Origin of the sequence: Pseudomonas lijiangensis (assembly GCF_018968705.1) — a bacterium.
Lineage (GTDB): Bacteria > Pseudomonadota > Gammaproteobacteria > Pseudomonadales > Pseudomonadaceae > Aquipseudomonas > Aquipseudomonas lijiangensis.
Genome location: NZ_CP076668.1, coordinates 4,544,500 through 4,557,670, shown reverse-complemented (window position 1 = coordinate 4,557,670; position 13,171 = coordinate 4,544,500). Strand labels below are relative to the sequence as shown.

Sequence of the window (13,171 nt, the reverse complement as noted above, 5' to 3'; positions counted from 1 at the left end):
GCTTCGTGAAGGGTGCGAACCCTTCACGAAGGCACATCTTCAGAACAACACTTTCGCCACATCCGCAAAGCGCTTGGCGAAGTGAACGGTCAACCCTTCCTTCAGGTAATCGGGCAGCTCCTCGAAGTTTCCACGATTGGGTTCCGGCAGGATCAGCTCGTTGATCTTCTGGCGCCGTGCCGCAATGACCTTTTCTCGCACACCACCAATCGGCAGGACATGCCCGGTCAGGGTCAGCTCGCCGGTCATGGCCACGCCTTTCTTCGGCGGCTGATTGCGCGCCAGAGACAGCAGGGCGCTGGCCATGGTCACGCCGGCACTCGGGCCGTCCTTGGGCGTTGCGCCTTCCGGAACGTGGAGATGGACAAAGGCCTCGTCGAAGAACTTCGCATCGCCGCCGAAGCTTTTCAGGTTGGAACTGACGTAGCTGTAGGCTATTTCTGCAGATTCTTTCATCACGTCGCCCAGTTGCCCGGTCAGCTTGAAGCCGCGGTTCAGGGTGTGGATGCGTGTCGCTTCGATAGGCAGGGTGGCGCCGCCCATACTGGTCCAGGCCAGGCCTGTAATCACGCCGGTGCCGGACAGTACCTGTTCGCTGCGGAACACCGGCATGCCCAGTGACGCCTCCAGATCCTTGTTGCCGATCTTGATGACCGAGTCGGGTTCGTCGAGTAGCTTGACCACCGCCTTGCGCACCAGCTTGCCCAGTTGCTTCTCCAGTTGTCTCACACCGGCTTCGCGGGCATAGCCTTCGATGACTGCGCGCAGGGCGCTGTCGCTGATCGACAGTTTGTTCTTGGTGACACCGGCCTTGTCCAGTTGCTTGGGCCACAGGTGGCGCTTGGCAATGGCGAGTTTTTCTTCGGTGATGTAGCCGGACAGGCGGATCACTTCCATGCGGTCCAGCAGCGGGCCCGGAATCGAGTCCAGTGTGTTGGCGGTGCAGACGAACAGCACCTTGGACAGGTCCAGGCGCAGATCCAGGTAGTGGTCGAGGAATTCGACGTTCTGTTCCGGGTCCAGGGTTTCCAGCAGCGCGGAAGCCGGGTCGCCCTGGTAGCTCTGGCCCATCTTGTCGATTTCATCGAGCATGATGACCGGGTTCATGACTTCCACGTCCTTGAGCGCCTGCACCAGCTTGCCCGGTTGGGCGCCGATGTAGGTGCGACGGTGGCCCTTGATTTCGGCCTCGTCGCGCATGCCGCCTACGCTCAGACGATAGAAAGGGCGGCCAAGGGATTCGGCAATCGAACGTCCGACGCTGGTTTTACCCACGCCCGGCGGGCCGACCAGAAGGACAATCGAGCCGCTGATTTCGCCTTTATAGGCTCCCACGGCGAGGAATTCGAGAATACGCGCCTTGATATCGTCGAGTCCGGCATGGTGCTGGTCGAGCACCTTGCGGGCGTGCTTGAGGTCCAGCTTGTCTTCGCCGTAGACACCCCAGGGCAGAGAGCTGGCCCAGTCCAGATAGTTGCGGGTCACGGCGTATTCGGGAGAGCCGGTTTCCAGGACCTTGAGCTTGCCGATTTCCTCATCGATTTTCTTGCGGGCCTGAGGCGGCAGGGTCTTGCCTTCCAGGCGCTGCTCGAACTGTTCGATATCGGCGCTGCGATCGTCCTTGCTCAGGCCCAGTTCCTGCTGGATGACCTTGAGTTGTTCTTTCAGGAAGAACTGGCGCTGATGTTCGCCGATCTTGCGATTGACCTCGGCGGAGATCTCTTTTTGCAGGCGTGCGACTTCGACTTCCTTGCGCAGCATCGGCAGGACTTTCTCCATGCGCTTGAGCATGGGGACGCAATCGAGCACTTCCTGCAGCTCGACGCCAGTGGCGGAGGTCAGGGCGGCGGCGAAGTCGGTGAGGGGCGAGGGATCGTTGGGGCTGAAGCGGTTGAGGTAGTTCTTCAGTTCTTCGCTGTAAAGCGGATTGAGCGGCAGTAGTTCCTTGATCGCGTTGATCAGGGCCATGCCGTAGGCCTTGACCTCGTCGGTCGGCTCGTTGGGCTGCTGCGGGTATTCGATTTCCACCAGATAAGGCGGGCGATGGTGCTTGAGCCAGGTGCGGATACGAACGCGGCTCAAGCCCTGGGCCACGAACTGTAATCGACCATTTTCGCGGCTGGCATGGTGAACTTTGACCAAAGTGCCATACTCGGGAAGCGCCTTGGTATTGAAGTGGCGAGGATCTTCCTGAGGAGTGTCCATGAAAAACAGCGCAAGCGAGTGATGTTCGGACTTGCTGACCAGCTCCAGGGTTTCGGCCCACGGCTCTTCATTGACGATCACAGGCAGAACCTGTGCCGGAAAGAAAGGGCGGTTGTGGATCGGAATGATGTAGACCTTGTCCGGCAGGTTCTGGCCCGGAAGGGCAAGAGAGGTGCTATCGGAGTTCAGATGAATCGTGTGTTCGGCTGAGCCATCAGGCAAATCTTGCGAGTCTTTCTGCTGGTCACTCATAGGGCACCTGCGAAATTGAACATGATGCTTAGATGGGGCAAGTGCCCTCAGGTTTCAATGGGGGCGGTCGATAGCGTGAGTAGGAGGCAATCAGCTAATGAAATGCAGGGTATTGGCCTGTGTTTTTCAGGGGCTGCTTGCTGGATGGCAAATGCCTGATGTTGCGTGCTCTTAATGGGTCGACAGTTCATCTGCATGCAAAACCATGCCAAGGCTGGCGTTCTTGTTATCAGTACTGCCGTTTTGGATTGAATCGAGTATGACCAGAGTATTTTCCTCCGTTGTCCTGGCTGGCCTTTTGACGTTGTGCGCTGCACAGGCGTCGGCTGCGGCATTGACTGCCCAGGTATTCGACAAGCAAGGCAAACCGCTTGCCGATGCGGTCATTACGCTCAAAGGACCTGCCGCAGGTGCTGTCAGCAGTGGCAAGGCCGAAATGGACCAGCGCGACCAGGAGTTTTCGCCTCATGTGCTGGCTGTGCACACCGGCGCGCAAGTCAAATTTCCCAACAGTGACAACATTCGTCACCAGGTTTATTCCTTCTCCCCGGCAAAACGTTTCGAACTGCGCCTCTACGAAGGCACGCCTTCCGAGCCGTTGCTGTTCGACAAGGCGGGTGTCGTGGTGCTTGGCTGCAACATCCATGACTGGATGGTCGGCTACATCTATGTCACCGACGAGCCATGGTTCGGGGTGACCGACAGCAATGGAACCCTCAAGCTTGATCAGTTACCTGCCGGCCATTACGTGGCAACGCTCTGGCATCCCCAGGCTGAAGACATGCAGCCGGTTGCGGGGGGCGAGTTCGATATTCCAGCGTCGGGCCTGACCCAGCGCTTCAACCTTGATGTCGAGGTCAAGGATGAAGACAAACCTGCCAAGCCTGCTCCGGGAGCGTTTGGCGAAGCTTTCCACAAGGCTGCTCATTGATGAATCTTCGTAACAGCTTTCAGGCGCGCATTGCCTGCGTATTGATCGCTATGCTGCTTATCGTGGTCAGCGCGGTGTACTTTGCCGTCAAGATCGCGACGGGCGATGCGGTTCGTACTCAGGCCCAGGCGCAACTGGAAGTGGGCAGTCGGGTTTTTGAACGCCTGATCGAGCTGCGTGGCAAGCGCTTGCGCGATACGGTGCAATTGCTCTCTGCCGATTTCGGCTTTCGCGATGCGGTAGCCAGCGAGGACTCATCGACCATCCGCTCGGTGCTGTTGAACCATGGCGGTCGGATCAATGCCAGCGACATGTTTCTGCTGGGCATGGACGGTACGGTGATTTCCAGTACCGAAGCCAATGTGCCGGAAGGCTCGAAGTTCGTTTATGACCAGGCATTGCGCAATGCCAAGCGCAATAAACAGTCGGTGCTGATCGTCCCGGGTGGCGGCATACCGCACTTGCTGGTTGAAAGTACGGTCCTGGCTCCCTTGCCCATCGGACGTGTCGTGATGGGTTTTGCCATCGATAACGATATCGCTCAGGAACTGCGTTCCCTCAGTGGCCTTGAAGTGTCGTTCCTGACCGTGGAGCACGGCCAGCCTGGCGAGTTGATCAGTACCCAGCCTGAGGCGTTGCGTCCCGGCATGGTCGAGTTGATGCGTAGTTTGTCCGAGGGGCAGATGCGCGTCACCGAGCAGTTGAATCAGAACTTTCTCAGCCAGTCACTGATGCTGGCCAACACCGGTCAGGTCAGCGACGGGCAAGTGATTGCCTTGCTGCAAAGCCCGCTGGACAAGGCCTTGCAGGCCTTTGCGCCACTGGATGAAAGAATCTTCTGGATATCCCTGGCGGCGCTGTTTGGCTCTTTGCTGGGTACGTTGGCGCTGGCCCGCAGCGTATCCACTCCGGTGCGTGAGCTGGCACTGGCGGCACAGCGTATCGGTGACGGCGATTATGAAACGCCGGTGGTGATGAAGCGCAGCGACGAACTGGGCATGCTCGCAGATTCCATCAACACCATGCAGCAGGGTATTGCCGTGCGTGAAGGGCAATTGGCGCACAACGCCTTGCACGATGCGGTAACCGGTCTGCCTAACCGTGCACTGGTCATGGAGCGTCTGGGCAGTGCGATTGCTGCGCACCGCCCGGTTGCCTTGATGTACCTGGGCATCGAGAACATGGCATCGATCAACGACAGCTGTGGCGCCGAAGGTGTTGAGCAGTTGTTGCGCCAGGTGGGGCAGCAATTGCAGGATGCCCTGGGTTCCGGCGATACCGTGGCCCGTCTGGCGGCCGATGAGTTCCTCTTGTTGCTGGATCACACCACCAGCGATGGTGCAGTGGCCATGGGCGATACCCTGCAGCGCATCCTCAGCGAACCCCATCGTGTGGACAGCCAGGACGTTTCCCTGGACTGCTGCATCGGTATCACTACCTACCCGGAAAACGGCGATGCCCCCAAAGAACTGCTCAGCCGTGCGGCCATCGCCCGTAAGGATGCGGCGAGCCTGCCGGGCCGCATGCAGATCTATGAAGATGGCCGGGACCTCGCTCACCAGCGCCAGATCAGCCTGATTCGTGACCTGCGCAAGGCTGCACAGAATGGCGAGTTGATGCTGCATTACCAGCCCAAGCTGGATATCAGCAAAGGCCATGTGCGTCAGGCTGAAGCCTTGTTGCGCTGGAGCCATCCGCAGTTTGGCAATGTCTCGCCTGCCGAATTCATCGTCCTGGCCGAGCGTACCGGCAGTATCCAGTTGCTGACCAACTGGGTGATCGAAGAAGCCATGCGTCAGTTGGCCGAGTGGAACAAGCGCGGTCTGTTCATCCAGCTATCGGTCAATATTTCTGCCGACGACCTGCTCAGCGGCGATCTGGTGGGGCACGTTGTCGAATTGCTCAGTCTCTATGGCGTGCCGGCCGAGCAGCTGATTTTCGAGATCACGGAAAGCGCCGTGATGAGCGAGCCTGAAAAAGCCCTGATCGTGCTCCATCGTTTGCGCGATTGCGGTATCAGTCTTTCGGTGGATGACTTCGGCACCGGCTACTCTTCATTGGCGCACCTCAAGCGATTGCCGGTACAGGAGTTGAAAATCGACCAGTCCTTTGTTCGTAACCTGGATGAAACCAGCGAGGACGCCGTGATCGTGCGTTCCACCATCGAGATGAGCCACAACCTGGGGCTCAAGGTGGTCGCTGAGGGTGTCGAGTATCAGCACAGTCTGGATTTGCTTGAGCGTTGGCACTGCGATACGGCTCAGGGTTACCTCATCAGTCGCCCTTTGACCGCCCCCGCGTTCGAGGCATGGATTGCCACGTCTCTGACTCCACCCAGTCTGATGGTTAATTGACTATGACCTGCAGAATTTCGTTGTTGTTGGGTTGTTTTCTGGGCGCTTTCTCGTCCTTTTCCATGGCCGATAACGGTCGCCTGATCGCCACCGGAGGTGCCAGCAGCATAGAAGGTGCTGCCGGCGGCGGGATCACGCCATGGGCGGTGATCACCGGTTATGGCGAGCAGGGCGAGTGGGGCGCCAGTGCCTTCGCCACCCATGTCGATCTGCCTGACTACACCCTTGATGTAGCGGGTATGGCGGTGGCCTACGGCAACCGTGTCGAGCTGTCCTATGCCCATCAGCGTTTCGATCTGGGCACCTTGCAGCACAAGCTGAGCCTGCCTGACGACAACCTGACCCAGGATGTTTTCGGGATCAAGGTTCGGTTGTTCGGCGACCTGATCTACGACTCCCTGCCGCAGGTTTCTCTTGGGGTGCAGTACAAGCACCAGAACGATTTCCTGATCCCGAGCCTCATCGGTTCAAAGCGTGATTCGGATGTCGAGGGCTATCTGACCGCCAGCCGTCTGTTCATGGGCGCTGCCTTTGGTTACAACGTGGTGGTCAACGGCGGCGTGCGTTACAGCCGTGCCAACGAAACCGGTCTGCTGGGCTTTGGTGGCGACCGCCGCGACAGCCGCAGCGTTCTCAAGGAAGGTTCGGTGGCCGTGCTGTTCAATCCTCGCTGGGCCATGGGGGTTGAGTACCGCGAAAAGCCGGACAACCTCTCGTTTGCCGGAGAGAGTGACTGGGCGGATATTTTTGTCGGCTATTTCCCCAACAAGCACTTGTCTGTTGTCCTGGCCTACGCCCGACTGGGCGAAATCGCCACGCTGGATAACCAGAACGGCACGTATCTGTCTATTCAGGGGAGTTTCTGATGAGACATCTGTTGATGTGCCTGATGATTGCCTTGCTGGCGGGGTGCGCCCAGCAACCGCCCAAGGATGACAGCCTCTATCAGGACCTCGGACAGCGCGCCGGTATCCAGCGTATTGTCGAGGGCATGTTGATGAACATTGCCCGGGATGATCGGATCGTCGAGCGTTTCAAGAGAATCGATATCGTGCGTCTGCGGGACAAGCTGGTTGAGCAGTTTTGTGTCGAAGCTGGTGGCCCTTGCCAATATACCGGTTCCAGCATGGCTGAATCCCACAAGGGCCAGAACCTGACCCGCAGTGATTTCAATGCGCTGGTGGAAAACCTGATCGATGCCATGGATGCCGAGAAAATTCCGGTGTCGGTGCAAAACCGTCTGATCGCCCGGCTCGCGCCGATGCGTGGCGAAGTGATCGAGAAGTAATCTTCTTGCAGGCCTGTTCACAATCAAGTCGTTCACGTTGTCGACTCGATTGTGAGACGGGCCAAACCGCTATTCCCCTCCCGAAGTCTATTTGTCTTTTGATTTTTTCTGTTAAAGCAGAGGTTCTGCTTTTGTGAAGAAATATTAACTTGTGGTTTTGACTGGCTGAAGCAATTCAATTGCCCGGATAAAATCCATGCGCCAAAGCCTCATGAAATTTAAATAAAGAAATACCCTTCAGAAAGTATTTCTAAATTTTTCAGAGATATGGTATTTCCTTCACACGCTCAAGACAGGCTATCCCCCGTCCTAAGGCCCTGGCGTTATAAACAGCTACCCGTCTGTGCATAACGCTTTTGTATCGGGTTTTATACGCAGTTGTACATATGTAAGGCGAACTGCGCGTCTTCAAAAACAGCAGTGCCTATTCAAGCTTTTTTGCTTTGGTCATCTCTTCGGATAACCAGGGCCGTTTTCAGTGTGTTTTTCATTCCCAGGGAAGTTATATGCTGCAGAAACAGAATGTGCTGTTGAAAAATATGATCTCTCGTCAACTTGAGTTGATTCGCGTATTGGGTACCGGAGTCGCCATGGCAGCTGTGGTCATGCTGCCTCTGGGTGCCGCTCACGCTGCGACGCCGACCACAGAGGTTGCGCAGCAGGGGATAAGAGCGTTCAAGTTGTGCACAGGCACTGACAACCGTGCTCATATCCAGGAAGGGACAGTCGATCAGAAGTTTCGTACCAATGTGGACATCATCCATTTCAAGGAAACGGCACCTCATTCGTCCTACGACTGGCATCCCGCTCCCGAGGAGCAATACGTGATCACTCTGAGCGGCACGCTCGAGTTCTTCACGACCGGTGGCGAAACCTTTGTCCTGCGCCCGGGCGATGTGCTGGTTGCCCAGGACACCACAGGCGAAGGGCACCGCTGGCAGATGGTCGGCGACGAGCCATGGCGTCGCGCCTACATCACTCTCAAACCGGGTGTGAAAACCGCATTCGTGCCCAAGGCTGGTTCCAAGGGCTGCTGACCGGTTTGACGGCTGATGTAAAAAAGGCGGCTCCCCTTCAGGGGAAGCCGCCTTTTTGTTGTTGCACGAACTATGACTTCGGCAGTTTGAACGCCATCACGTAGTCACCCTGTTTGGTCCCCAGGGAGCCGTGACCACCGGCGACCACCAGCACATATTGCTGGCCGTCCTTGCCGGTGTAAGTCATCGGAGTGGTCTGGGCACCTGCTGGCAGGCGCGCTTCCCACAACTGCTTGCCGTTACGGACGTCGTAGGCGCGCAGGTACTGATCCAGGGTGCCGCTCAGGAACGCCACGCCGCTGGCGGTGGTGAAGGTGCCGCCCAGGCTTGGAACGCCCATGGTCAGGGGAATCGGGACCGGCGAGCTGTCGCGCACGGTGCCGTTCTTGTGCATCCAGATGGTCTTGTGGTTGGTCAGGTCTACGGCTGCCACATAACCCCATGCTGGCGCCTGGCAAGGCAAGCCCATCGGCGAGAGCAACGCTTCGAGGATCACGCCATAAGGTGCGCCCTTGTTCGGTTGTACGCCTTCGGTTTCGCTCTTGCGGCCCGGCCCGGCTTCAACCTCGGCGGCAGGTACCAGTTTCGAGCGGAACGCCATGTAGCTCGGGTTGACGAACGCGATCTGACGAACCGGGTCTACCGAGATGCCGCCCCAGTCGAACACACCGAAGTTGCCCGGATAAACGATCGAGCCCTGCAGCGATGGCGGGGTGAACGCGCCTTCGTAGCGCAAGGATTTGAAATCGATCCGGCACAGCATCTGATCGAATGGCGTCACACCCCACATGTCACGCTCCTTGAGGGGCGGTGGCATGAAGTTCAGGTCGGACTTGGGCTGGGTCGGCGAGGTGCGATCCCCTTCGACCGCGCCTTGCGGTACGGGTACTTCATTGATCGGCACAATCGGCTGGCCGTTGCTGCGGTCCAGTACATAGATGCTGCCTTGTTTGGTCGAAGCCAGCACCGCCGGTTTGACGCCATCGGCGGTTTTCATGTCCATGAGGGTCGGTTGACCGCCCACATCCATGTCCCACAGATCGTGATGGGTGAACTGGTAATTCCAGCGCACTTTACCGGTGGCGATATCCAGTGCCACCAGGCCTGCGCTGTATTTCTCCGAGGCTGGCGTGCGGTTGCCGCCCCACTGATCGGGCATCTGATTGCCCATCGGCAGGTAGAGCATGCCCAGCTTTTCATCGACGCTGAACATGGACCACATGTTCGGAGAGTTGCGGGTGTAGGTCTTGCCTTCGGCGATAGGCGTCGTATCGTCCGGATTGCCGCTGTCCCAGTTCCAGACCAGGCGACCGGTGTGAACGTCGTAGGCACGAATGACGCCCGAAGGCTCGTCGATGGAAACGTTATCGGTGACATGGCCGCCAATCACCACCAGATCTTTGGTCACGGCCGGTGGCGACGTGGAGTAGTAACCGCCCGGTGCGAAGGTGCCGATATTGGCACTCAGATCGATCGAGCCTTTGTTGCCGAAGTCTTCGCACATCTTGCCGGTATCGGCGTTCAGAGCGATCAGGCGGGTGTCGGCAGTGGGCAGGAAGATACGGCGCGGGCATGCATTGCCGGCAGTGCCTTCGGCAGCCGGTGTGGCCGGGCTTTGAGCTGGGCTGCTCGCGGCATAGGCGGTGTCATCGTGATACGAGACGCCACGGCAGGTCATGTGCGCCCAACCTTTGAAGTTTTCTGCATTCTGGGTGCTGATCTTCGGATCGAAGCGCCAGATTTCCTTGCCGCTGTCAGGGTCCAGGGCGATCACCTGGCTATGCGGTGTACACACGTACAACATGCCGTTGACCTTGAGCGGCGTGTTCTCGGCTGTGGTTTCTCCCGGATCGTTCGGTCCCGGGATGTCGCCGGTGCGATAGGTCCAGGCGGGCACCAGGGTATTGACGTTCTGCGGCGTGATCTGTGCCAGTGGCGAGTAACGGTCGCCGAAGCCGGTACGGCCATAGGACTGCCAGTCGCCATCGGGCATGGCAGGAGCCGTGTTGGTGGTGCCTGCGGTTTCGCGGTCCAGTTGTCCTTCGATACGGCCGGGGTTTGTGAACTGGCTGGCCAGTGCGGTCAGGCCTGCCAGCACGACTGCGACCGTCAGGGCACCAGTGCCCAGGCGGGCAGGTTCGCCACGCAGCAGAGGCCGACGAAACCATGGCAACAGCAGGACGATGCCCAATGCAAACCAGAGCGCCAGACGTGGTACCAGTTGCCACCAGTCGAGGCCGACTTCCCACAAGGACCAGACCGTGCTCGCAAACAGCAGGAGCGCATACAGGCCAAGAGCGGAGCGATGTCCCAGGATGAGCAGCACGCCGGTTACCGTGAAACCGATGCCTGCCAGCAGGTAGTAGAGCGAACCCTCCAGTTGCATCAGTCTGAGGCCGCCAACCAAGAGGACCAGTCCCATCAGCGCGATCACCAGACCGAGCAATGTGGGTAACAGGCGATTTCTACTCAAAGCACCTTCAGTGCTCATAATGCGAATCTCCGTGACGATTGAATGTTTTATTGACGCTGTTGTGCACATCGCACATTGGCGTCATGTTTTTGAACGCTAGTTCTTGAAACGAATTTCCGACAGCCGATATCAACCATTGGTCAGAAAGCGGCATTGAGGCGTAGACCGCCATGGCTGGAGTTCGTGCATTGAAATGGCGATGACAGGTACAGCCCGAGGGCGTACGGCGTCAGGCCAGGGTGAAGAATGATAGGGAGCTAACTAATTTTTGACCAGACACAAACCTGACAGGCACTGTTGCGCCATTGGCAACAGTGCCGCTCGAAAGCGCCTGCGCATTGCACGCAGGTGCTTTTCAAGGCGATCAGAACGTGGTGCGTAAACCGACTTGTACGCTACGGCCCTGGGCCGGTGCGATATCCCGCAGGATCGAGCTGGCGTAGCGCACGGTCTGGTTGGTCAGGTTCTCGCCATCGACGAAAGCCAGCCATTGGCTGCCGCCCAGATTGAAGCGGTAACCGGCACTGGCCCCCAGCGTGGTGTAGCCATCGGTCGTGGATTCGTTATCCGGGACCCGGCGCTGAGCGCTGGCATGTTCGATATCAATGCGAGCCTGCCACTTGTCCAGTTCCCACAGCAGGCCACTGTTCAGGCGCAAGGGGGCGATACGGGGCAAGGCTTCTCCGGTATCCAGATTAGTGGCGCGGGTGTAGTCACCGGACAGCTCCAGCGCCAGGCTGCCGTAGCGGTTTTCACCCAGCTTCCAGTGGTCCTGGGCCTCGAAACCACTGAAGCGTGCACGAACGCCTGCGTAGTTGAATTCCGGGATGCCGCTGGCATCGTCCTGACCATCGTCATCGACGGTGCGACCACTGCCCAGCAAGCCGATGTAGTTGGAGAAGTGGCTGTAGAAAACACCCGCGCTGCCTTTGTGGGTGCCATTGTCGAAGCGCAGGGCCAGGTCGCTGGAAACCGCTTTCTCTTTCGACAGGTCGGCATTGCCGCGCTCGTAAGTGCCGGTGGCCACGTGAGCGCCGTTGGCATAGAGCTCATAGAAGGTTGGAGCGCGTTCGGTGTAACCCAGTGTCGCAGCCAGGGACCAGACCGGCGTCAGGGTGTAGACCGCGCCCGACGACAGGCTGCCGGCCGTGAACTTGCTGGAGTTGTCGGCTGCGGCGAAACGATCCTTGCCCTGGGCATCGGGATCGACCGTGGTGTGTTCGATGCGTCCGCCCAGGCTCAGCTTCAAGCGTTCGGTGGCTTGCAGTTCTTCAAGAATGAACAGCGCGCCGGCATCGGTATCGGTCTGCGGCACGAAGGCCTCTTCACCCAGGGCAGAAAACTCGCTGCGGGTTATCTGTGCGCCCACCACGCCATTGACTGGCCCGATGGGTTGATGACGGGCTTCGATGCGGGCTTCGTAACCCTTGTTCTTGAAGGTGGTGCCGACTTCGCCGCCTTCGATCTCGCGGTGTTCATAGTCTGTGTAGCCCGCGTCCAGTTTGACCGACGTGAAAGGCCCGGACAGATTGCGGATCTCGGAGGCGAAAGCGTAATGCTCCTGCTGCATGCGGATACGCACGTCCTGCTCGGCGGGTGAGCCGTAGTTGGAGTCGTAGTTGCTGTACGACACGCCTGCATAGCCGTCATCCCAGGTGTAGGAGCCACCGACAGCGCCGCCGTCCTGACGTCCATCACTGTTGCTCAGACGGTTTTTCTTGTCGCCGTCTTCGCTGCCCTGGGCGCGCAGTTCGCGGGTACGGGCGTAGCCGGGGATGCGCAGGTCATTGAACTCACGGGCGTTGGCATCGATATGCAAGGCGAACTGGCCATTACCGGCTTCCAGTTTGCCGGCACTGCTACGGGTCGTATCCGCTCCACCGTAGCGAAGCTCGCCAGCGCCGTGAATGCCTTCGATGGCTTCGGTGGGGATGCGGTTATCAAAGGTGTTGACCACGCCACCGATGGCGCTGCCGCCGTAGAGCAGGGCAGCCGGGCCTCGCACGATTTCGACACGGTCGACATTGACCGGGTCCAGCGGGACGGCGTGGTCGTAGGACAGGGACGAAGCATCCAGCGCGCCTACGCCGTTGCGCAGAATACGAATCCGGTCACCGTCCATGCCGCGAATGATCGGGCGGCTGGCGCCCGGGCCGAAATAAGACGAAGAAACTCCCGGCTGCTTGTTCAGGGTTTCGCCCAGGCTGCCTTTCTGTTCAAGGGTCAGGGCATCGCCTTCCAGAACCGTTGTCGGCGTTGCCAGTTGATCGCTGCCCAGCGGGTTGGCCGTAATGACCTGAGGTTGCAGTTCAAGGCTTTCAGCGGCATGGGCTGGAGCGGCAAGCAGCAGGGCGGTTGCCAATGGCGTCAGGCGCCAGAGCAGGTTGCGGTGCATCGGTGACATGGTGATTTCCTTGGCGGGGTGTGCAGCAGAACCCCAGGTCGAGAGCAAGTGTGGGTGTGTAATTTATGGTTACAATATAACATCTCTTTTTGGCTTGAGAAGGGGAACTTTCTGCCAAGAGCCCTGAAGCTTTCCTGTGGTCGGAGCCAACGAAACTTCGGCCATCTCACGCTAAGCTCTTCCTACCTTCTGATGGCTCGGCTAAGGTGCGCACCTTCGCATTCATC

8 protein-coding genes are annotated in these 13,171 nt (G+C 58.6%); 5 read left to right on the top strand and 3 right to left on the bottom strand.

What is annotated here, in order from left to right; translation table 11 throughout:
* Positions 1-39: 39 nt before the first annotated feature.
* Entirely contained in the window at positions 40-2,457 is a 2,418-nt protein-coding gene (gene lon, locus KQP88_RS19055; protein WP_200992800.1) for an endopeptidase La, read from the bottom strand.
* Positions 2,458-2,716: 259 nt separating this feature from the next.
* Between lon and KQP88_RS19050 the strand changes: the two genes are divergently transcribed.
* The 5 genes from KQP88_RS19050 to KQP88_RS19030 all read left to right on the top strand — a co-directional run bounded on the left by KQP88_RS19050 (position 2,717) and on the right by KQP88_RS19030 (position 8,067).
* Positions 2,717-3,388, top strand: a complete 672-nt coding sequence (locus KQP88_RS19050) for a methylamine utilization protein (protein WP_200992799.1) — start codon at positions 2,717-2,719, stop codon at positions 3,386-3,388.
* Positions 3,388-5,742, top strand: coding sequence for a bifunctional diguanylate cyclase/phosphodiesterase (locus KQP88_RS19045; protein WP_216703904.1), 2,355 nt, complete (start codon positions 3,388-3,390; stop codon positions 5,740-5,742). Before KQP88_RS19050 ends, KQP88_RS19045 begins: the two co-directional genes overlap by 1 nt.
* Before the next feature lie 2 nt (positions 5,743-5,744).
* Positions 5,745-6,608, top strand: a complete 864-nt coding sequence (locus KQP88_RS19040) for a DUF3034 family protein (protein ID WP_216703903.1) — start codon at positions 5,745-5,747, stop codon at positions 6,606-6,608.
* Complete coding sequence (locus KQP88_RS19035) at positions 6,608-7,030, top strand: group I truncated hemoglobin (RefSeq protein WP_216703902.1); 423 nt, start codon at positions 6,608-6,610, stop codon at positions 7,028-7,030. The genes KQP88_RS19040 and KQP88_RS19035 overlap by 1 nt, the downstream gene beginning before the upstream one ends.
* A gap of 539 nt (positions 7,031-7,569) precedes the next feature.
* Entirely contained in the window at positions 7,570-8,067 is a 498-nt protein-coding gene (locus tag KQP88_RS19030) for a cupin domain-containing protein (RefSeq protein WP_200992795.1), read from the top strand.
* A gap of 70 nt (positions 8,068-8,137) precedes the next feature.
* On the opposite strand, the gene KQP88_RS19025 is transcribed toward KQP88_RS19030, so the two are convergent.
* Together KQP88_RS19025 and KQP88_RS19020 are read right to left on the bottom strand one after the other, a co-directional pair.
* Positions 8,138-10,558 carry a glucose/quinate/shikimate family membrane-bound PQQ-dependent dehydrogenase gene (locus KQP88_RS19025; protein ID WP_216703901.1) on the bottom strand — a complete coding sequence of 807 codons (2,421 nt, stop codon included), beginning with the start codon at positions 10,556-10,558 and terminating at the stop codon, positions 8,138-8,140.
* Between the two features lie 346 nt (positions 10,559-10,904).
* Complete coding sequence (locus KQP88_RS19020) at positions 10,905-12,935, bottom strand: TonB-dependent receptor (protein WP_216705997.1); 2,031 nt, start codon at positions 12,933-12,935, stop codon at positions 10,905-10,907.
* Positions 12,936-13,171: the final 236 nt, after the last annotated feature.